The sequence below is a fragment of the Williamsia deligens genome, from assembly GCF_024171765.1.
Classification (GTDB): Bacteria; Actinomycetota; Actinomycetes; order Mycobacteriales; family Mycobacteriaceae; genus Williamsia_A; species Williamsia_A deligens.
The window spans coordinates 1,522,412-1,541,621 of sequence record NZ_JAMTCI010000001.1 but is presented as its reverse complement, the minus strand read 5'-3'; the positions used below and the strand labels follow the sequence as shown (position 1 = coordinate 1,541,621).

Sequence of the window (19,210 nt, the reverse complement as noted above, 5' to 3'; positions counted from 1 at the left end):
TGGACCGCCCCGTACGTGGCCGCCACGATCGGGGGATGCTGCACCCTGCGCGCCGTCCCCTGCGCCTCTTGGTCATGATCGGCGCCCTGGTTGTCGCGTGCACTGCCTGCAGCGCGCAGAGCGACAAGATCGGGGCGCCGTCATCCAGCCCATCCGTGGGGCGGACATCCACCGTCGCGCCGACGGTCTCTCCCTCGGCGACAACCACCGCCCCGACGCCCACGGTCGTGGCCGGCTCCTACCTCGCGGTGTCAGAGGGGGCCTCCGGGTACTACTTCGTCAGTCCGAGCGGACGATGGCGCTGCGCGATCCTGACCTCCGCTGCTGTCGCCGGCTGTCAACCGGCGTCCAACACGGATCCGTCGATCGGTGTCGCGGGGGCGCCCACAGCAGTCCCGAGTCCGGTGGGCACGACGGTCCGCCCCAATGCGATCCGAGTCGAGCGCGGGCGTGACGCCGAGTTCGCCTATCGGGGGCAGGCCGATTTCTGGCGATTCCCGCTGGAGCAGACACCGGTCCTTCCCTACGGAACCGAGCTGGCCGCGGACGGTTTCGCCTGCAACACCAGCTCCTCCGGTGTCTCGTGCATGGACCAGAGCACGGGTAAGGGATTCACTTTCTCCGACGCCGGTTTCGTATGGAAATACACCCCTGTCGGGTCGACGGCCCAGGTGCCGCCGCCGACCCCCGCATCGGTCGACTTCACCGGTGACTGGATGGGCCACGGTCGGCTGGTGACTCTGCGCTCCGATGGCACCGCCACGGTGAAGCTCGCGAACGGCGCGTCCAACGGGTCGACGTGGGACGCCACCTGGCGTCAGACCGGGTCGTCGATGCAGGTTGTATTCACGTCAGAGACACAACACGTCGGAGAGGGCGCAGGGCGGATCACCCCCGGCATGACATGGACCGGATCATTGACCTCGGCGGAGGGTGCCCCCGTCCTCGCGTTCGCAGACGCTCCCACCGTCTACTGGTGCCGGGAGTCCGACACCGGGTCGGGTGTCTGCGGGGCCTGAGTCCGTGGTTGTGGTCGCCGTTGCCGCCGGGGACAGCTCGCGTCGGTACAGCGAAATCTGTATGCGTCACCCCGCATGACCACAGCCGTGCGCCACGACGCGCTCGTCCGGTTCGGGCAGGCCCTGTCCGACCCGACTCGGGCCCGCATCCTTGAGCTGCTCAGTGCGTCGCCCGCAAATCCATCCGGTCTCGCCGACGAGCTGGGGGTGTCGCGACAGATCGTGTCGAACCACCTGGCGTGTCTGCGGGGGTGCGGTCTGGTCGTCGCGGTGCCGCAGGGTCGACGGGTCCGCTACGAGCTCGCCGATCGCCGCATCGGCCGCGCTCTGCAGGACCTGACCGGCGTCGTCCTCGCAGTCGATCCAGCCTGCTGCCCCGACTCCGACGCCGAGGGGTGCTGCTGAATGGCGGTCCTGGACGACCCGCGTCGTGCGATCGTCACCCGCCGCATCCGGTGGTTCGTGGCGATCACCATCTCCTACAACGTGATCGAGGCGGTGGTGGCCCTGCTCGAGGGGAGCCGCGTCTCGTCGACCGCCCTGATCGGCTTCGGTCTCGACTCGGTCATCGAGGTCTCCTCGGCCGCGGCCGTCGCCTGGCAGTTCGCCGGCCGGGACCCGGAGTCGCGCGAACGCGTCGCACTCCCCGTCATCGCGGAGTCGTTCTTCGCACTCGCCGCCTACGTGACCGTCGACGCCGTCCGGAGCCTCGCCGGTGTCACCGACGCCCGCCACTCGACAGTGGGGATCGTGCTCACCGCCGCGAGTCTCGTGGTGATGCCGGTGCTCTCGTATGCGCAGCGCCGCGCCGGTCGCGAGCTGGGCTCGCAGTCTGCGGTGGCCGATTCGAAACAGACCCTGCTGTGCACGTATCTCTCCGCCGTCGTGCTCGCCGGGCTCGTGGTCGACGGCCTGCTCGGATGGTCATGGGCAGACCCGGTCGCCGCTCTCGTCATCGCGGTCATCGCGGTCCGAGAAGGCACGAACGCCTGGCGGGGCGACGCCTGTTGCACACCGGTGGTGCCCGGGTTCGAGGCGAACCCGGGCACCACGTGCGACTGCTGCACCTGACCGATCAGGCCGCGGCGGTCACCGACTCCGACGCGTCCTCCAGCGCGACCGCGACGATGTCGGCGACATCGGTCATCGAGCGCACGTCGACGGCGGCGAGCACCTCGGCGGGCACGTCGTCGAGGTCGGGGGCGTTCCGGTGCGGGACGAACACGGTCGTCAGGCCGGCCCGCTGGGCGGCGAGCAGTTTCTGCTTCACCCCACCGATCGGCAGCACGCGCCCGTTGAGGGTGACCTCGCCGGTCATCCCGACGTCGGCGCGGACCTTCCGACCGGTCGCCATCGACACCAGCGCCGTCACCATCGTCACACCCGCCGACGGGCCGTCCTTGGGGATCGCTCCCGCGGGGACGTGGACGTGGATGCCCTTCTCCAGCGCGGCCGGATCGACACCGAGCTGCTCGGCGTGTGATCGCACGTAGGACAGCGCGATCTGCGCCGACTCCTTCATCACGTCACCGAGCTGGCCGGTGAGGTTCAGGCCCGGCTTGCCGTCGGTGGCCGTCGCCTCGATGTACAGGACGTCGCCACCCATGCCGGTCACGGCGAGACCCGTCGCGACACCGGGGACAGCGGTCCGCTCGTCGGAGTCCGGCGTGAACCGGGGCCGACCGATGAAGTCGGTGAGGTTCTCGACGTCGATGGTCACCGACTCGACGGAACCGTCCGCGAGTCGTGTGGTGGCCTTGCGCAGCGCCGTCGCGAGGAACCGCTCGAACTGCCGCACACCGGGTTCCCGGGTGTGGTTCGCGGCGATCTCCCGCAGTGCGTCGTCGGTCACGACGACCTCGGTGTCGGTCAGTGCCGCGCGCTCCCGCTGCCGGGGCAGCAGGTGGTCGCGGGCGATGGCCACCTTGTCGTCCTCGGTGTACCCGTCGATGGTGATGAGCTCCATGCGGTCCAGCAGCGGACCCGGGATCTGTTCCACCACATTGGCGGTCGCGAGGAACACGACGTCGGACAGGTCGAGGTCGAGATCGAGGTAGTGGTCGCGGAACGTGTGGTTCTGCGCCGGGTCGAGCACCTCGAGCAGGGCCGCCGCGGGGTCACCGCGGAAGTCCGAGCCGACCTTGTCGACCTCGTCGAGCAGGACGACCGGGTTCATCGACCCGGCCTCGTTGATCGCACGCACGATCCGGCCGGGCAACGCGCCGACGTACGTGCGACGGTGCCCGCGGATCTCGGCCTCGTCGCGGACGCCCCCGAGCGCGACGCGGACGAAGTTGCGGCCCAACGCCTTCGCGACGCTCTCGCCGAGTGAGGTCTTGCCGACCCCGGGGGGACCGGCGAGTGCCAGGACGGCACCCGAGCCGCGTCCACCGATGACCTGCAGGCCCCTGTCGGCACGACGTGCGCGGACGGCGAGGTATTCGACGATGCGGTCCTTGACGTCCGAGAGCCCGTGGTGGTCGGCGTCGAGGATGCGCCGCGCCTCGACGATGTCGGTCGAGTCGGTCGTCGTCACCGACCAGGGCAGGTCGAGGACGGTGTCGAGCCAGGTGCGGATCCAGCCGGTCTCGGGGCTCTGGTCGCTGGAGCGCTCGAGCTTGTCGACCTCGCGCAGCGCGGCCGTCCGCACAGCGTCGGGGAGGTCGGCCGACTCCACGCGGGCGCGGTAGTCGTCGGAACCCTCGGGCTCACCCTCGCCGAGCTCCTTGCGGATGGCGGCCAGCTGCTGACGGAGCAGGAACTCCTTCTGCTGCTTCTCCATCCCGTCGCGGACGTCGCCGGCGATCTTGTCGTTGACCTCCACCTCGGCGAGGTGGTCGGTGGTCCAGCCGATGAGCGCCCGCAGGCGGTCTCCGACGTCCGGGGTCTCCAGGAGCTGACGCTTCTGGACGTCGCTGAGGTACGACGCGTAGCCGGCGGTGTCGGCGAGAGCCGACGGCTCGGTGAGGCGGTTCACCGAGTCGATGACCTGCCATGCCTCACGGCGCTGCAGGATCGCGAGCACCAGCTTCTTGTACTCGGCGGCCAGCTCGCGCGTCTCGTCGGAGACGGGGCCTTCGTCGACGAGATCGACCTCGACCCACAGTGCGGCGCCGGGACCGGTGGTCCCGGACCCGATGTGTGCCCGCGACTCGGCCTTGACGACGGCGGCGGGTTCACCGCCGGCGAGGCGGCCGACCTGCACGATCGACGCCACCACACCATGCGACGGGTAGCGGTCGTCGAGCCGTGGGGCTACGAGCAGCTTGTCGGAGCCGCCCGCGGCCTGGGCGGCGTCGACCGCGGCGCGCGCAGCGTCGTCGAGCTCGATGGGGACGACCATCCCGGGCAGGACGATCGGGTCGGTCAGGAACAGGACGGGGAGACGTTCGCTCATGCTTCCTCCAGTGTTGAGCATGAACGGCTCAACTGGTCGGACGCTTGAGCTGTTCCCGCTCAACCCCGCTGTTCGTTCACAGCGGAATCGGCCACGATGGCGTCGATGGTCCAGCGACCGGAATCGGACGTCGACACGTAGAACGAGGTGCCGCGCGCGACCTCGGCGACACCGTTCGCGGTGCGCAGGCGGACGTCGACGAGGACCCGTGCCGCCGACTCGGTCGTCGAGATCTGCGCACACCACCCGTCCGTGGTCGCCGGGAGCGATGAGATCCAGGTCTGCAGCTGCCCGACGGTCGGGGCCGGCGCCGCCTGCGACATCACCGCGCGGGCGGCGGGTGCCGATCGGGTGCGGATCGCCGCGTCGAGGAAGGTCGCCACGGCGCCGACGGGTGTCGTGGCCTCCTGCGCCGCGGACACGGTGGTCACCCCGCCGCGGGTGCCGGGGGCGCAGAACTCCACCCGCGCCTGCGTCGCCGAGGTGCCGCCGCCGGATGTGCTCGACCCCACGAGCGCGACGATCCCGGCCACGATGCCGCCGATGACGACGAGGACCGCCACCGCGAGGAGCAGGGGACGCAGACGTCGTCGGCGGCGCTGTGGGCGCCGCGCGGTGGCGATCTGCTCGAGACCGGCCGACCACGATTCCGGCGAGCGGTATTCACCGCCCGCGAGAGGTGGCGCCTCCGGCGATCCGCGGGGCGGCTCCGGTGTACGCATCGCGAACCACGGCGGTTCCGGCAACGACGTCGGTGCGGCCGGTTCCTCGGGGATGTCGGGAACCCTGTCGGGGCCGCGCTGGTCCGGCTCGCGGTCGTCGCTCACTGGGCCACCTCGCCCCGCAGCTGTACGTCGCCGGGCGGACCGGAGACGGTGGCGCGCAGCTTGTACTCACCGGTTGCCCCGGCCGGCGACTGGTAGGTCAGCGTGAACAGCACCGTGTCCGGCGCTGTCTGGCGAAGCCGCAGGCAGTAGGTCGTGCCCGGTGGGTAGCCCGCGAGCGCCTGCTCGATGAACTGCGGCTTGCCCATGTCCTCGTTCGGCGCGATGGCGTCGATCGCGCGGGCGCTGTCCCGCGCGGTGATGATCGCCCAGTGGTAGTCGGCGACGACGGAGATCGCCGAGTCGTGACCGCCGGCGCTCCGGGTGACGGTCTCACCCGGAGCGACTGTCGACGGATCGCAGGTGATCGGCGTGATTGCCGGCAGCGCAGACGCCGACACCGAACCGGCCGGCGCGGAGTCCTGGCCGGAGGGTGCGGCGTCCGTACCGCATGCCGCCACGAGCGAGACCGAGGCGACCGCCGCACACGCGAGCATCCGACCGCCGTGAAGACGTGTCACCGCGGACCGGTCACTTCCGGTGCTTGCCCCCCACCGACGCCGACGCGTACTGCGGGTAGTCGATCTGGAGTCCGGGGAATGCGCGCTGCGCCTCACGCCCGAAGTTGATCACAGCGGCGTTCACCGAGTCGCGCGCGGTCTGGGCGAACACCCCGGCGGCCTTGTAGGGGGCGTCGGCGCCGTCGTGGTCGATCACGATGGGTGCGTCGATCGGGCCGACGGCCACCTGGCCGCGCACGTCACCGTTCTTCGCCACCACGTAGTCGATCTTCCCGCCACCCGGCAGGCCCTTGCGGTCGAGGTGGAGCTCGTACTGGTTCGCGTCCGGGTTGGGCGGAGCCGGCTTCGACTTCCGCGGATCCTCGTTCGTCGCGCCACCGAGGGGGGCGTTCGGGTCGCCACCCGGGTCGCCGGCGCCGACGGCGTATCCGATGGCGCCACCGATACCGCCGCCGATGAGAGCGCCGAGGGCGCCACCGCCCGCAGCACCGGCTACAGGACCGACACCCAGTCCGACGAGTGCGCCCACCCCAGCGCCTGGGCCGGCGAGGGCACCGCCGGAGATGACTCCGCCGGTGATGGCACCCGCGATCGCACCGACACCGGCACCCACCGGGAGGCCGATGATCGCCCCGGGAACGGCTCCGATGGCTGCTCCCGTCGCACCACCGACGAGGATGCCGACGGTGGTGGAGGCGGCGGTACGCGCGGCCTGGTCCTTCGGGAAGCCGATGGACTCGTAGTAGGTCGCGGTGCGCGCCTCGATCGTCGCGGCCTGACCGTTGAGGTTGCGCGCGTCGGCGTCGGACAGCCACGCGGGCTGCGGTGCGCGGAAGTTGCCCAGCTTGATGGTGCCGGGGCGGGGCAGGATCGGGTTGACGGGCGCGACCCGACGCGGTGCGGTGATGACCGGCGGGACCGGGTTGTAGGCGCCCGAGTAGACCGGCGGGGTGTACTCCGGCGAGTCCTCGTAGATCACCGGTGCGTCATAGGTGGGGGCCGGGATGATGCTGCGGCCCTGGGGGGCGGTCGGCGCCGGTGCCGGGGCGGGCGTGGCGGGCGCGATGCCGGGCGCCATCTCGTTCGACGGAGGTGCGCTTCCCGGAGGAGCCGTGCCGGGTGCCGGGGCGGCGGCGGCCTGCCCGGCGGCGGCCGAGGCGAGGGCGGCGGCCAGCACGACGCCGGCGGTGGCCTTGGTCATCCGTTGTGAATTCAGTTGTGACACGGTCACTTCTCCTTGTGATCGGTCAGGCGCTCCGGGCGCACGAGCGTGCGCCGGCATCCCCCGGGTCGATATGTTGAGCAGAGTTAATCACGTGCGTATGTACAGGACAAACGCGGGGAGCGAACCTGTGGACAACCGATCACGCTGATCAGGACTCGACGAGCCGCCGGGCGATCTCCTCGATCACATCGGCGGTCAGGGGCTCTGCCCCGTACATGACCTGACGGCTCAGGAGCCCGTCGACGGCGATGCGGAACAGCTCCGCGCGCGCCAGGCCGATGGGGTGGCCTGCCGACGCGAACCCGTCCTGGACCGTGCGGACGAAGACTGCCTGCTGCTCGTCGAATGCCGTCTTCACCTCCGGGCTGGTGACCGACTCACCGCGGAGGTGATGGCGGGCGATGACCCGCATCCTGTTCTCGCCCGTGGTCATGTCGTCGATGAAGGCGGTCATGGCCGCGACGACCGTGTCCGGTGACCAGTCGTCGAGGGCGAAGTGACGGATGACGGTCTCGGTGTCGCGACGGAACACCTCCTCGAGGGCCAGCGACAGCAGTTTCGACCGTGACGGCGCGTGATAGTTGACGGCGCCCTGGCCGAGTCCGGCCTGTGCGTCGACCGCACGATGGGTGAACCCCCGCGGTCCACGCTCGGCGAGCACCACGACAGCGGCCGACATGATGCCGTCGCGGCGGGTCGGTCGGGGAGGGGCGGCGCCGTCCTCGGCCGGGACCCGATCATCGCTGAGCCCGGGGACAGGTGCGTCGATGGTCAAACCTCCCACTCGGCGACCGACCCCCGACGCGGCCGAAACCATGTTGTGGCGATCACGGTAGCCAACCGCGCTCCATGGGACGAACTCCAGTGGGTCGCGCGTCGCCGCTCCCCACCCACGGCGCACGGGGATACTCTCAACCGGTGTTGAGCAACGGTAGGTGGCGGTTTAGGACGACCGCAGGATCAGGGAGCGCTGTGGGCAAGAAGTGCACTGTCCGTTATCAGGGCTATCGCGCCGAGGACCTCGCACAGCCCTACGCCAAGTACTTCAGGCCCCATACGGATCCGCCTCAACAGGGCGTCGCCGACGCCGTCGTGGGGCCGGCGCTCCCGGCTGCGTCGATTCCGCCGTTCGAGTCGATCGCCACCGACCTGCGGGCGTCGGGGTACTCGCCGATCGAGTTCGGGTACGGGCAGAGGTCCGACGGCGTGCTCTTCATCGCGGCCCTCACGTCGATGCCGCGCAACACCGCGGCGATGTGGGACTGGTGGTTCGGGTGGCACTCGACCGAGTCGGCCCGCTACAAGCTGTGGCACCCCGACGCCCACGAGTACGCCGCGCTCAAGGTCGACAAGACCGCCGCCGCCATCCCCGACCGCGCGAAGTACGTCGGCAACACGAGCTTCGTCGACGAGCTCATCGGTCCGAAGATGCAGCAGCTCGCGATCGACTTCCGGGACCCGCGCAGTATCGGTCTCACCGTGCCCGACGGGCACACCACGATCGTGGGGCGCGTCGGGAGTTCCATCGCGCCTGTCGATCTCGGGTGGCTCGCCCACCAGGTCCGTCCTGTGTCCGGTGGTGTGGAGATGCGCAGCCGCTTCCACCTGAACATCCGGGGCCTGCATGTCCCCGACCTGGGTCAGGCGGCGTGCGCGATCGGCCGTGGGGCGTCGGTCGATCCCGGTGACCTGTTCCTCGGACTCGACCTCGCGCGCGACCTGCTGCTGCACTGCGGTCAGGAGATGAACCACCTGTCGCGCTTCCTGCCCGAGCTGTACCGGGAGTACTCCTGAGCCGGTTGCGGCCGCTCAATCGCGGGTGATGACCACCTTGCCCGCGCGCGTCTTCCCCGCCTCGACATGCGCGAGCGCGTCGAGGGTGTCGTCGAACGCGAAGGTGGAGTCGACGACCGGTCGTAGTGTCCCCTGGTCGTAGAGAGCGCCGAGCTCTCGCAGTCGCGCGCCGTCGGCGTGCATGAAGAAGAAGCGATACGTCACACCGTTCTTCGTCGCCGCCCTGCGGACCTTCCTGCTCAACAGCGACAGCACGAGCTCGAACGGTTTCGGTGCCCCGAGTTGCCGGGCGAAGCCGGCGTCCGGCGGACCCGTGACGCCCAGGGCCAGCCCACCGGGCCGCAGCACGGTGAACGACTTCAGCAGGTTCTCGCCGCCGACCGCGTCGATCACCAGGTCGTACCCGGAGAGGACTTCGGCGAAATCGGTTGTCCGGTAGTCGATCACCTCGTCGGCACCGAGGGCTCGGACGAGAGCGACCGACCGTGTGCCGGCGGTGGCCGCGACATGGGCCCCGATGTGACGCGCCAGCTGGACCACCGTCGACCCGAGGCCGCCGGCGCCGGCGTGTACGAGCACCTTCGAGCCCGGCCCGACGAGAGCGGTGTCGACCAGCATCTGCCACGCCGCGAGCGCGACGAGCGGCACCGCGGCCGCCTCGGCGAACGACAGTGATGCGGGTTTGGGTGCCACGTCGCGGTGATCGATCGCGATGCGTTCGGCGAAGGTCCCGATGCGGAGATCCCGGGGACGCGCGAAGATCTCGTCCCCGACCGCGACCCCCGTGACATTTGATCCCACCGCGGTCACCGTGCCGGACACGTCGTGGCCCAGCGCGAGCGGGAACCGGTACTTGAGCAGCTGCTTGAACGTCCCGCCACGGATGAGCATGTCGAGCGGGTTGACGCTCGCCGCGGCGACGTCGACGAGGACGTCGTCGGGCCCGACGGTCGGTTCGGGGACCTCCGCCGCGTGGACCGGACCGGAGTACTTCTCGATGACGAAGGCCTTCATCTCAGGCCTCCAGGAATTCGAGTGCGGTGGGCACGAACTGGTCGTGGGCCTGGAAGATGCCGCCGTGGCCTGCATCGTGGTAGATCCGCAGCGTCGCGTTCGGGATGCGGCGCGCGAGATCGTGCGAGTTCGATGTCGGGACCATGCGGTCGTCGTCGCCGTTCGCGACCAGGGTCGGCTGCGTGATGGCGCCGAGATCGGCGGGCGTCTGGGCGCCCCAGGAGTGGATCGCCGTGAGCTGGGTGCGGAAGGCGCGCAGCGACACCGCCTTGTCCCGATCGTCGGTGCGTTCCTTCAGCCGGGACAGGAAGGCCTTCGCCTGCGCCTTGCCGTTGATGGTGCGGGTGAAGAACAGACGGGTCTTCGGGTCCTTGCCGGTCAGGACGGACTTGATGCTGTCGGAGTAGGTGATCCGCGTGACGTCGGTGATGCCCTCACCACCGGCCGGACCGGTCCCGGTGAGGATCAGCTTCCGGACCAGGTCGGGGCGGACCGTCGTGATCACCTGTGCGACGAAGCCGCCGAGGGAGAAGCCGAACAGGTCGACCCTCGTCAGTCCGAGCGTCTCGATCACGGCGATCGCGTCGTCGGCCATGCCCTCGACGGTGTCGGGGACGCTACCGCCGGTCGCGCCGACACCGCGGTTGTCGAACGCGATGACGTGATGGCGTGCGGCGATCCCGTCGAGGACCCGGGGGTCCCAGTTGTCGAGGTTGGCGCCGAGGTGGTGCAGGAACACGACGGGTACACCGCCGGCACGGCCGTAGCTGCGGTAGGCGACGTCGATGTCACCGACGGTGATGGTCCTCGTGGGCACCTGCGCCCAGGACGTCGTCGGGCTCGGTGCGGCGGGTCGGTCGTCGTGCGATGCAGGGGTGGACATCGGCGGTCTCCTCGGAGGTAAACTGATCTGTACCCGCTCACCGTAGGGCAACGTGGCCGCGCTGTAAACAGATCGGTCTACCGAGGGGCTCGACGAAAGGAGGACGCGTGACATCCGCTGCGTCGACGACCCCCGGACAGCCCGCGATCCGGGAACGGATCCTGGGTGCCGCCACCGAGCTCTTCTATGTCGACGGCATCAACGCCACCGGTGTCGATCTCATCGCGGCGCGAGCCGCTGTGTCGAAACGGACTCTGTACAAGTACTTCCCGAGCAAGGTCGATCTGGTCGAGCAGTATCTGCGGCGCCTCGTCGACCTGCGCACCGATCCCCGGACCCTCGACGTGGACGGGCCGCGGGAGCGGGTGCTGTCGTTGTTCGTGCTGCCGCAGCGGGGGGACGGACGGATGCGAGGGTGCCCGTTCCACAACGCCGCCGTGGAGGCGGCATCGGAGATGCCGGAGGTCGCCGCGTTCGTGCAGACGCAGAAGAACGCCTTCGCCGCGATGATCGTCGACCTCTGCCGCGAGCTCGGTGCCGACGACCCGCGCGCCCTGGGTCACCAGATCGCCCTGCTCTACGAGGGGGCCGCGGCGCTGTCGACGTCCGTGGACGACGTCGAGCCCTGGGCGTGCGCCCGCTCCATGGTGGAGTCGCTGCTCGATCGCGCGGTCTGACCGGCGCGCTGTCGCCGTACCCTCGGCGCCATGGCCACTGATCAGACCACCCGACTCGAGGCGCAGCGGCGGATCGCGGCATCGCCTTCCGACGTCTTCGCGGTGCTGACCGATCCGCAGGGACACGTCGCGATCGACTCGTCGGGGATGCTCATGGCCGCGGACGGCGACCGCGTCACCGCGGCGGGTGACACCTTCGTCGTGCACATGGACCGGGAGGCCCTGGGCGACCGGCCGATGGGGGAGTACGACGTAACCGTCACCATCACGACGTTCGAGCGCGACCGCGAGATCGCCTGGAGCATCGTCGGTGTCATGCGACCACCCATCGGGCACGTCTACGGCTACCGACTCGAGTCCGACGGCGACGCGACGGTGGTGACGTCCTACCTCGACTGGTCGGACATCCACCCGGACTATCGCGACGCCGACCTGTTCCCGGTCATCAACCCCGAGTCCCTCCGAGCGACACTCGGCATCCTCGACCGCACCGTGCGCCGCGGATACCCCCAGGCGACGCCCCGCTGATCCACCGATCGGTTGATCCCGCTCGGACCGACCGGTTGATGTCCGGGGCGTCGGACTCGGCGACCGTGGACGCATGGCGATCATCAGAGTCGAACACCTGAGAAAGACGTATCCCGGAGGACGCGGCGTCGTCGACGTCGGACTGTCCGTCGACGAGGGGGAGATCGTCGGCATCCTCGGTCCCAACGGTGCCGGCAAGACGACCACGGTCGAATGCATCGGAGGTCTCCGCGACCGCGACGGTGGGACCGTCGACGTCGCCGGATTCGACCCCGCCCACGAATCCCCCGGCCTCCGCGACGTTCTCGGCATCCAACTGCAGGAGTCCATGCTCCCGGACAAGCTCCGCGTCGGCGAGGCGCTCGATCTCTACGCGGCGCTGTATCCCGACCCCGCGGACACGGGTGAGCTCGCCGCCCGGCTCGGACTCGCCGACCATCTCGCGTCGCCGTTCGCGACGCTCTCCGGTGGGCAGAAGCAGCGCCTGTCCGTGGCGCTCGCGCTGGTCGGGCGACCGCGGGTGGCGATCCTCGACGAGCTCACGACCGGACTCGACCCGCAGGCGCGTCGCGAGGTGTGGTCGCTGCTGGAGGACCTGCGCGCCGGCGGGGTCACCCTGCTGCTGGTATCGCATTTCATGGAGGAGGCGGAGCGCCTGTGCGACAGGGTCGTCGTGATCGACCACGGCCGCGTGGTCGCAGAGGGCAGCCCGACAGAACTGGCGCACGCTGTCGGCGACGGGCAGATCATCACGGTCACACCGTCCGCGCCGATCGACCCCGATCTGCTGCGCCGACTCCCCGGCGTCACCGAGGTGTCCGCATCCGGTTCCGTCTACCGGATCCGGGGAACGGACCAGACGCTCGCCGACGTCGTCTCGACCCTGCGCGAGAAGGACGTCACCGCAACGGATCTGCACGTCCACGAGCCCACCCTGGACGACGCGTTCGTCGCCCTCACCGCTCCCGGAAAGGTGTCCCGATGACCCCGCACGCCGTCCTCGGCCGTCCCACCCCCACCACGCTCCTCCCGCGCGGATTCCGGCCGCTCCTCGTCTCCGAGGCGCGACTGCTGCGCCGCAACCCTGCCCTGGTGGTGTGGGTCGCTGCGCTGCCCGTGATCGCGTCGGTGGTGCTCGGTGCCGTCCCCGCGACCCGCCGGGCGATCGACGGGCTCGGCGGGCTGAGCTGGTTCGGCGCGTATCAGCCGATCCTCGTGATGTTCTCGGTCGTGCTGCTCAGCGTGCAGATCCTGCCCGATGTCCTCACCCGATACCGCGAGATGGGCATCCTCCGGCGACTGCGGACGACGCCTGCCTCGCCGGTGTCCCTGCTGGCTGCGCAGGTGGTCCTGACGTTCGGCATCGAGGTCGTCGTGGCTGCTCTCATGGTGCTGGCCCCCACCGCGACGGGCGCCCCGCTGCCCGGGAACCCGGTGGGGTTCAGCGTGTCGTTCGTCCTCGCGGCCGCGGCGATGCTGTCGATCGGCATGGTGATCGCGAGTGTGCTGCGCCGCAACAAGATAGCGTCCGCAGTCGGGACCGTGGTGTTCTTCGCGCTCCAGTTCTTCGCCGGACTGTGGGTGCCGCGCGCGACGATGCCCGGCTGGCTGCGGGGCATCTCCGACGCCAGCCCCAGTGGCGCGGCCGTCGGGGCACTCACCGACAGCGCACACGGCGCGTGGCCGCAGCTGATGCATCTCGGAGTGCTCGGGGCGTGGACGGTGATCCTGGCCGCGGTGGCGGTGCGCGCCTTCCGGTGGGAGTGAGGATGTCCGCAGCCCCCGACGGACACCGGGGATCGTGGGAGAATCCCGCCATGGGTGCTCCCCGACGCACCGCGGCCCAGCCGCTGAACTGGGACCGCTTCGACATCGCACCGGTGTTCCTGATCCTCGTCCCGGGCGCGCTGATCCTCGCCGCAGCGCTCATCAGCATCGGCACCGGGGTCACCACCACCGGGTGGCGGGTGACAGCGCTCGTGTGCCTGTCGGTGGCAGCGTTCGCGTTGCAGTGCAGCTGGATCCGGTCGACGACACTCTCGATGCCGACACGGGTCGTGGTGTTCGGTGCGCAGTTCGTGATCACCGGGTGCCTGATCGCCGTGAGCCCGTTCTTCGGGATCTACGCCTTCGTCGGCTACCTCACCGCGCTGATGCTGTTCTCCGGCGTCGTCCTGTGGACGGCGATGACGGCCAACGCTGTCATCACCGCGGCCGCACAGATCGGCGGGTTCGCCGAGATCCCCCGGGCGTGGCCCGCCTACCTCGCATTGATCGTCGTCAACACCGCTCTCGTGGTCCTGTTCAGCTGGGTGGGCGCCCGGCGCGACAGGGAAGTGGCCGAGCGCGAGGCGGGTGTCGCAGCGCTCGAGGAGGCACACCGGCGGAACGCCGAACTGCAGGACCAGCTCCTCGAACGCGCTCGTGAGCAGGGCGTGCTGGAGGAACGGGCCCGTCTGTCCCGGGAGATCCACGACACCGTCGCGCAGGACCTGGTGGCCATCGTCAGCCAGCTCGAGGCGATCGACGGGGACGACGACTGGGCCGCCCGCGTCGACACCGCCAAACGACTGGCCCGCGACGGGCTCGGCGAGGCCCGCCGTGCCGTCTCGGCGCTGGGTCGCCCATGCTCGACGCCGCTCCGCTGTCGACTGCGCTCACCGACCTCGTCGACGCATGGGGCACGGTGCATCGCATCGCGACGGCCGTGGAGATCGAGGGCGACCCGGTGCCGACCGAGAGCGACCAGGACCTCCTCCGCATATCCCAGGAGGCGCTGTCGAACGTGTCCCGTCATGCCGGGGCGAGGAGCGTGCAGGTGCGCCTGTCCTACGTGGAGGAGGGCGTCCTCCTCGACATCGTCGACGACGGGACGGGTTTCGACGCCGGCGCCGTCCACGAGGGCAACGGACTGCGCGGGATGCGGGAGCGGATGGCGGGATCGGGCGGCACGGTCGGTGTCGTCACCGCGCCCGGATCGGGATGCGTCGTCAGCGCAGCGGTGCCGGCGTGAGCGGGCACCCGATCACCGTCCTCGTCGCCGACGATCACCCGATTGTCCGCGACGGGGTGACGGGGATGTTGTCCTCGGACGACCGGATCACGGTCGTCGCCGAGGCGTCGTCCGGCCCGCAGGCCGTCGCTCTGGCCGCCCGGCATGACCCCGACGTCGTCCTGATGGACCTGCGGATGCCGGACGGCGACGGTGTGCCGGCCATCGTCGACCTCCGCCGGCGCGACCCTCGACGCCCCGCCATCCTCGTGCTCACCACCTATGACGCCGACCGCGACATCACCTCCGCCGTCGACGCCGGGGCCGACGGGTACCTGCTGAAGGCGCTGGGCCGCGACGAACTCATCGCCGCAGTCGTCGACGCGGCCGCAGGACGGAGCGTCCTGGCGCCCGTCGCTGTGGCGACCCTGATGGGTCGTCGGCCGGCGGAGGAGCTCACCGCGCGCGAGGTGGAGGTGCTGGCGGGTATCGCCGAAGGGGGGACCAACCGCACGGTCGCGAAGTCGCTCGTCATCAGCGAGGCGACGGTGAAGACCCACCTGCTGCACATCTACTCCAAGCTCGGGGTGCGCGACCGCGCGGCCGCAGTGCGTGTCGCCTACGAACGCGGCGTCCTCTGACTGTCCCGGTCGACGGCGCGAGCGACACCCCGCACGCATGCGGCGCCCGTACGCTGGATTCCATGCGACGACCCACACCCGAGAAGCCCGGCCCCGGTCAGGAATCCGTCTGGGACTACCCCCGTCCGCCGCGGCTGGAGACGTTCGCCGGATCGATCACCATCGAGCTCGGTGGGCACACCATCGCCTCCGCGACGCGCGGATGGCGGGTCCTGGAGACGAGTCACCCGCCCACCTACTACATCCCGGCCGACGCCTTCGTCGACGGCGCGCTGCGGCCGACGCAGGGCGCGTCGTGGTGTGAATGGAAGGGCGAGGCGGCGTACTTCGACCTGGTCACCCCCGACAAGGCCGCGCACCGAGCGGCATGGACATATCCCCGCCCGACACCGGGTTTCACCGATCTCGCCGGTGCGATCGCCGTCATGCCCGCTCTCGTCGACCGCGCCACCGTGGACGGCGAGACGGTCGTCCCCCAGCCGGGCAACTTCTACGGGGGCTGGGTCACCAGCAAGGTCGTCGGACCGTTCAAGGGGATCCCCGGGTCGATGGGCTGGTAGCCCTCAGCCGATCCGCGTGCTCAGCCGATCGCGGGTCGGCGGTCGGCCCAGGGCAGGGCCTCCTCGAGACGCGCCGAGAGCGCTAACAGCAGGCCCTCACCGCCCGGCGGCGCGATGAACTGCATCCCGATCGGCAGGCCGTCTGACGCGGTGTGCAGGGGCACGCTGACCGCCGGCCGACCGGTGACGTTGGCCAGCTGCGTGTACGGCACCCACGAGAGGTTGCGCAGGACACCGGCCTGCGCCGCGCCCGTCGCACCGATCACCGCACCGAGGTGCGCCCGGAGCGCGACACGAGCCCCGATTCTCTCCAGCGACGACGTCGCGTACTCGCCGAGACGGGGAGCCGTCCGGGCGAGTGTGGGGGTCAACAGCAGGTCGTGGTCGCGGTGGAAGGCGCTGAGGGCGCGCACGTGGTCGTGCCAGCGCATCAAGGCCTGCTCGTAGGCCACGCCGCTCACCGACCGTCCGAGGGCGGCGAGGACGAGCGTGTCGAGTTCGAAGTCGTCGTCCCTCGCCCCCGTGCGTCGGAGGTCGTCGACGGTGGCGGCGACATGGACGAACCACGGCACCAGGAAGTCCTGCGCCAACTGGTCCTCGTCGATCGCCGGGCGCGCCTCGACGACGACGTGTCCCATGTCCGTCAGGAGGTCGGCCGTCGCGTGGACTGCGGCGACCACCTCGGGGTCGGGTGAATCGTTGAGCGCCGAATGCGTCTGTACCCCGATGCGAAGACTGCCGGGATCGAGGGCGACGGCATCGACGAAGGATCGCGGGGGATCGGCGAAGACATACGGCGGTGCAGCGGGATCCGTGCCGCGGGCGACGTCGAGGAACAGGGCGCTGTCGCGGACCGATCGGGAGACGACACCACTGACGGCCCCGCCGTGGAAGAACTCCCCGTGCGACGGCCCCGTCGGGATGACCCCGCGACCCGGTTTGAGGCCGAACACCCCGCAGCACGCGGCCGGGATGCGGATGGAGCCGCCACCATCGTTGGCCCCGGCCACGGGGACGATTCCGGCCGCCACCGCCGCGGCCGATCCCCCCGACGATCCGCCGGGCGTCCGGGTGACATCCCACGGGTTGTGCGTGGGGCCGAACAGCTCCGGCTCGGTCGTCCCCTTCGCGCCGAACTCGGGCACGTTGGTCCGCCCGAACACGATCGCCCCGGCGGCTTCCCACCGCGCGACAATGGTGTCGGTCTCCGGTGCGACGACGTCCCTACACGACCGGGAGCCGGCGGTCTCGACGACGCCACGTTGCGCCTGGAACAAATCCTTCAGCAGGAACGGGACCCCGGCCAGCGGGCCGTCGACGGTGTCCCGGGCCCGCGTGCGCGCGCTGTCGTCGAGGCGGCGGGTGATCGCGCGGATCGCGGCGTCGACGGCGTCAGCACGGGAGATAGCGGCGTCGAGCAGCTCGGAGGCCGTCGTCTCACCGCGGCGGACGAGGTCGACCATGGCGGTCGCGTCGAGCGCCAGGTAACTGTCTCGGTCGATCACGGGATCAGGCGGTGGCGCCGCCGCCCTCCGCAGCCGCCGGGTCGCCGCTCCAGTCGATCTCGACGCGGTCGCCGCCCGCGTCCTGGGCGGCCTGCATGGCCACCTCCGCACGGTGCAGCAGATCGTCGATGGCCGCCTGGACGCCCGACGCCGGGATGGGGGTGGCCGAGAAGGCCACACCGACACTGGCGCTGACGGGCACCGGGTCCTCGACGTCGAAGACGAGTTCACGGAAACGGTTCGCGAAGATCTCGACGCCCTCGTCGGTGACGCCGGCCAGCGCGGAGAACTCGGCGTCGCCGGTCCGGGCGACGAAGTCACCGCCGCGCACGCCCTGCGCCAGTCGGTGCGCGACGCGCTTGAGCACCTGCTCGCCGCGTTCACGACCGTCACCGACGGTGATGTCCTGGAACTGGTCGAGGTGGACGCGCACGACCACCAGTCGGCTCTTGCGGTTCAGCGCCGAGAGGCTGGTCGCCGCCGCCGAGTAGAGCCCGTGGCGTGTCAACACCTCGGTCAACGAGTCCTGCATCGGTTCCCCCGTCTGCGTCGGGAGGCGTCTCCCGACGATGGTGAAACCATGATGCAGGATCAGAGGCAGTACCAGGGCCGCGAACACGCCCTGGACCAGGAACGGCGACAACTCGGCGATGTCCTGACCGCCGTCGGCGATCCCCACGATCGTCACCAGGAACAGCACCACCGCCGCGGCCGTCATCTGGCCACCGAACGCCGGACGCTCGGAGAACACGGCGACGTACATCCCGACGAACGCCAGCGGCACCGTTGCCACGAGGCCGACACGGCCGTCCACCGCAGCGACGCCCGCCGCCAGCGCGGCGATGTCGGAGGCGGCGACGAAGGCGGTGCGGATCCGTGGCCCCGGCTCCGGTCGCGACAACCACACGACGGCGACTGCCACGGCCACCGCGGCGGCGAGGCCGACGAGCACGTAGCGGGCGGTCGAGTCCGGCCCGCCCGGCGCCCAGACCATCGCGATCCACGCAGCCGCGACGAACAGGCAGACCCAGGCGATCCCGCCGGCGAGTGAGCGTCTCAGGGGATGCCTCCAGTGGTTCGTCGTCGTCACGTCGGGCGGTGGTCCGCGCACCGCACGTGTGATTGTCCTACGAGTACGGCCGATCGTGTGCTCGGACCTCGAGATGAGTTACTCTCGGCCGAACTAGAACACGTTCTCGTTTTCGATCCGGAGGTTGGCCGTGACCGCAGAGGTGTCCGTGGACCGCATCACCGAGGCCGTCCACAACTACGTTGAGTACCTGGCCGCGGGTGACGCGGAGAAGGTCGTCGGACTCTTCGCCGACGGCGCGACGGTCGAGGACCCCATCGGCAGCGACATCCGGTCGACCAGGGAGTCGCTCCTCGAGTTCTACGGCGGGGTGTGCGCGATGAGCCCCTCGACAGAGCTGCGGTGGGCCAAGGTCGCGGGCGACACCGCCGTCTTCGAGTTCGTCCTGCACACCAGGGCCGGTGACAACACCTTCACCGTGACCCCCGTGGACATCATGCGGTTCGACGAGGACGGCCGCGTGGTCAGCATGCGTGCGGTCTGGGACCCCGAGAAGGACATCGCCGTCTCCTGACGCACGTGTGACGGCGCCCGACGGTG

At 70.4% G+C, this 19,210-nt stretch carries 21 protein-coding genes and 1 pseudogene; 13 read left to right on the top strand and 9 right to left on the bottom strand.

Features of this window, described 5'->3' with window-relative positions:
• Nucleotides 1-227 precede the first annotated feature (227 nt).
• The 3 genes from LX14_RS07515 (at nt 228) to LX14_RS07505 (ending at nt 2,090) form a co-directional block, all read left to right on the top strand.
• Complete coding sequence (locus tag LX14_RS07515; protein WP_253646611.1) at nt 228-1,019, top strand: hypothetical protein; 792 nt, start codon at nt 228-230, stop codon at nt 1,017-1,019.
• A gap of 75 nt (nt 1,020-1,094) precedes the next feature.
• Nucleotides 1,095-1,424, top strand: a complete 330-nt coding sequence (locus LX14_RS07510) for an ArsR/SmtB family transcription factor (protein ID WP_253646610.1) — start codon at nt 1,095-1,097, stop codon at nt 1,422-1,424.
• The gene (locus LX14_RS07505; protein ID WP_253646609.1) at nt 1,425-2,090 is read left to right on the top strand and encodes a cation efflux transmembrane domain-containing protein; all 666 of its coding nucleotides are present in this window, start codon (nt 1,425-1,427) and stop codon (nt 2,088-2,090) included.
• 4 nt (nt 2,091-2,094) lie between these two features.
• Here the strand turns inward: LX14_RS07505 and lon are convergent, their stop codons facing one another.
• The 5 genes from lon to LX14_RS07480 all read right to left on the bottom strand — a co-directional run bounded on the left by lon (nt 2,095) and on the right by LX14_RS07480 (nt 7,761).
• A complete protein-coding gene (gene lon, locus LX14_RS07500) occupies nt 2,095-4,416 on the bottom strand; it encodes an endopeptidase La (protein WP_253646608.1) in 2,322 nt (773 codons plus the stop codon).
• Nucleotides 4,417-4,475: 59 nt separating this feature from the next.
• Nucleotides 4,476-5,243, bottom strand: coding sequence for a DUF8176 domain-containing protein (locus tag LX14_RS07495; protein ID WP_253646607.1), 768 nt, complete (start codon nt 5,241-5,243; stop codon nt 4,476-4,478).
• Nucleotides 5,240-5,761 (bottom strand): DUF8176 domain-containing protein, encoded by a 522-nt coding sequence (locus tag LX14_RS07490; protein ID WP_253646606.1) that lies wholly within the window; start codon nt 5,759-5,761, stop codon nt 5,240-5,242. The genes LX14_RS07495 and LX14_RS07490 overlap by 4 nt, the downstream gene beginning before the upstream one ends.
• 10 nt (nt 5,762-5,771) lie before the next feature.
• On the bottom strand, nt 5,772-6,962 hold the full coding sequence (locus tag LX14_RS07485; protein WP_253648037.1) for a hypothetical protein: 1,191 nt from the start codon (nt 6,960-6,962) through the stop codon (nt 5,772-5,774).
• A gap of 172 nt (nt 6,963-7,134) precedes the next feature.
• On the bottom strand, nt 7,135-7,761 hold the full coding sequence (locus tag LX14_RS07480; RefSeq protein ID WP_253646605.1) for a TetR/AcrR family transcriptional regulator: 627 nt from the start codon (nt 7,759-7,761) through the stop codon (nt 7,135-7,137).
• Nucleotides 7,762-7,958: 197 nt separating this feature from the next.
• Between LX14_RS07480 and LX14_RS07475 the strand changes: the two genes are divergently transcribed.
• On the top strand, nt 7,959-8,780 hold the full coding sequence (locus LX14_RS07475) for a DAPG hydrolase family protein (RefSeq protein WP_253646604.1): 822 nt from the start codon (nt 7,959-7,961) through the stop codon (nt 8,778-8,780).
• 15 nt (nt 8,781-8,795) lie between these two features.
• Here the strand turns inward: LX14_RS07475 and LX14_RS07470 are convergent, their stop codons facing one another.
• Nucleotides 8,796-9,794, bottom strand: coding sequence for an NADP-dependent oxidoreductase (locus LX14_RS07470; protein ID WP_253646603.1), 999 nt, complete (start codon nt 9,792-9,794; stop codon nt 8,796-8,798).
• Nucleotide 9,795: 1 nt separating this feature from the next.
• Nucleotides 9,796-10,677 (bottom strand): alpha/beta fold hydrolase, encoded by an 882-nt coding sequence (locus LX14_RS07465; RefSeq protein ID WP_253646602.1) that lies wholly within the window; start codon nt 10,675-10,677, stop codon nt 9,796-9,798.
• Nucleotides 10,678-10,784: 107 nt separating this feature from the next.
• Here LX14_RS07465 and LX14_RS07460 point away from each other — a divergent pair, with 107 nt between their 5' ends.
• The 8 genes and pseudogenes from LX14_RS07460 (at nt 10,785) to LX14_RS07430 (ending at nt 16,075) form a co-directional block, all read left to right on the top strand.
• Nucleotides 10,785-11,354 carry a TetR/AcrR family transcriptional regulator gene (locus LX14_RS07460; protein WP_253646601.1) on the top strand — a complete coding sequence of 190 codons (570 nt, stop codon included), beginning with the start codon at nt 10,785-10,787 and terminating at the stop codon, nt 11,352-11,354.
• Between the two features lie 30 nt (nt 11,355-11,384).
• Complete coding sequence (locus tag LX14_RS07455) at nt 11,385-11,882, top strand: SRPBCC family protein (protein WP_253646600.1); 498 nt, start codon at nt 11,385-11,387, stop codon at nt 11,880-11,882.
• A gap of 73 nt (nt 11,883-11,955) precedes the next feature.
• Complete coding sequence (locus tag LX14_RS07450; RefSeq protein WP_253646599.1) at nt 11,956-12,867, top strand: ABC transporter ATP-binding protein; 912 nt, start codon at nt 11,956-11,958, stop codon at nt 12,865-12,867.
• Complete coding sequence (locus LX14_RS07445; RefSeq protein ID WP_253646598.1) at nt 12,864-13,649, top strand: ABC transporter permease; 786 nt, start codon at nt 12,864-12,866, stop codon at nt 13,647-13,649. Before LX14_RS07450 ends, LX14_RS07445 begins: the two co-directional genes overlap by 4 nt.
• Before the next feature lie 2 nt (nt 13,650-13,651).
• Nucleotides 13,652-14,491: pseudogene (locus tag LX14_RS21050) on the top strand (histidine kinase); the annotation flags it as partial.
• Nucleotides 14,492-14,508: 17 nt separating this feature from the next.
• Nucleotides 14,509-14,895 (top strand): sensor histidine kinase, encoded by a 387-nt coding sequence (locus LX14_RS07440; RefSeq protein ID WP_253646597.1) that lies wholly within the window; start codon nt 14,509-14,511, stop codon nt 14,893-14,895.
• Nucleotides 14,892-15,515, top strand: coding sequence for a response regulator (locus LX14_RS07435; protein WP_308214082.1), 624 nt, complete (start codon nt 14,892-14,894; stop codon nt 15,513-15,515). Before LX14_RS07440 ends, LX14_RS07435 begins: the two co-directional genes overlap by 4 nt.
• Before the next feature lie 62 nt (nt 15,516-15,577).
• A complete protein-coding gene (locus tag LX14_RS07430) occupies nt 15,578-16,075 on the top strand; it encodes a DUF427 domain-containing protein (RefSeq protein ID WP_253646596.1) in 498 nt (165 codons plus the stop codon).
• 20 nt (nt 16,076-16,095) lie between these two features.
• On the opposite strand, the gene LX14_RS07425 is transcribed toward LX14_RS07430, so the two are convergent.
• Both LX14_RS07425 and LX14_RS20925 read right to left on the bottom strand, forming a co-directional pair.
• Entirely contained in the window at nt 16,096-17,577 is a 1,482-nt protein-coding gene (locus LX14_RS07425; RefSeq protein WP_372505367.1) for an amidase, read from the bottom strand.
• Between the two features lie 7 nt (nt 17,578-17,584).
• Nucleotides 17,585-18,670 (bottom strand): GGDEF domain-containing protein, encoded by a 1,086-nt coding sequence (locus tag LX14_RS20925; protein WP_253646595.1) that lies wholly within the window; start codon nt 18,668-18,670, stop codon nt 17,585-17,587.
• 124 nt (nt 18,671-18,794) lie between these two features.
• Here LX14_RS20925 and LX14_RS07415 point away from each other — a divergent pair, with 124 nt between their 5' ends.
• Nucleotides 18,795-19,184, top strand: a complete 390-nt coding sequence (locus tag LX14_RS07415; RefSeq protein WP_372505273.1) for a nuclear transport factor 2 family protein — start codon at nt 18,795-18,797, stop codon at nt 19,182-19,184.
• The last annotated feature ends 26 nt before the right edge of the window (nt 19,185-19,210 follow it).

Excerpts from the sequence above, each read along its gene's own strand:
- LX14_RS07510 (WP_253646610.1), top strand. The coding sequence starts at position 1,095 with ATGACCACAGCCGTGCGCCACGACGCGCTCGTCCGGTTCGGGCAGGCC.
- LX14_RS07505 (WP_253646609.1), top strand. The coding sequence starts at position 1,425 with ATGGCGGTCCTGGACGACCCGCGTCGTGCGATCGTCACCCGCCGCATC.
- lon (WP_253646608.1), bottom strand. The coding sequence starts at position 4,416 with ATGAGCGAACGTCTCCCCGTCCTGTTCCTGACCGACCCGATCGTCCTG.
- LX14_RS07485 (WP_253648037.1), bottom strand. The coding sequence starts at position 6,962 with ATGACCAAGGCCACCGCCGGCGTCGTGCTGGCCGCCGCCCTCGCCTCG.
- LX14_RS07470 (WP_253646603.1), bottom strand. The coding sequence starts at position 9,794 with ATGAAGGCCTTCGTCATCGAGAAGTACTCCGGTCCGGTCCACGCGGCG.
- LX14_RS07465 (WP_253646602.1), bottom strand. The coding sequence starts at position 10,677 with ATGTCCACCCCTGCATCGCACGACGACCGACCCGCCGCACCGAGCCCG.
- LX14_RS07455 (WP_253646600.1), top strand. The coding sequence starts at position 11,385 with ATGGCCACTGATCAGACCACCCGACTCGAGGCGCAGCGGCGGATCGCG.
- LX14_RS07450 (WP_253646599.1), top strand. The coding sequence starts at position 11,956 with ATGGCGATCATCAGAGTCGAACACCTGAGAAAGACGTATCCCGGAGGA.
- LX14_RS07445 (WP_253646598.1), top strand. The coding sequence starts at position 12,864 with ATGACCCCGCACGCCGTCCTCGGCCGTCCCACCCCCACCACGCTCCTC.
- LX14_RS07440 (WP_253646597.1), top strand. The coding sequence starts at position 14,509 with ATGCTCGACGCCGCTCCGCTGTCGACTGCGCTCACCGACCTCGTCGAC.
- LX14_RS07430 (WP_253646596.1), top strand. The coding sequence starts at position 15,578 with ATGCGACGACCCACACCCGAGAAGCCCGGCCCCGGTCAGGAATCCGTC.